We start from the raw sequence: 266 nt of genomic DNA on the forward strand, positions 1-266 counted from the left end.
TAGTCTGGAAATGGACCAGTTATGAAACAATAAGCACAATTGAAGACGTTCGTGAGAAGGAAGGTCTATTTACCAACTCTTGGTTTCATTTAAATGAACAAGTAACTCGCTATAATTGGGCGATTGTGCTAAAAACTTCAGGTGAAGTTATTGGTCGGGTCCAAGGAATGAATGTGAATGAAGAGAAAGCGGAACTTGAACTAGCTTATGAAATCGGAAGAGCACATTGGAATCAAGGATTGATGACAGAAGTACTAAAAGTTATC

The 266-nt window shown here is 38.0% G+C and carries 1 protein-coding gene; it reads left to right on the top strand.

Annotation, left to right across the window (positions count from 1 at the left end; all coding sequences use genetic code 11):
* On the top strand, positions 1–266 hold a 266-nt coding region (locus ACS2QP_RS27880), incomplete at both ends, for a GNAT family N-acetyltransferase (protein ID WP_438883086.1).

This window comes from Bacillus cereus group sp. Bce019 (assembly GCF_051781745.1).
Classification (GTDB): domain Bacteria; phylum Bacillota; class Bacilli; order Bacillales; family Bacillaceae_G; genus Bacillus_A; species Bacillus_A cereus.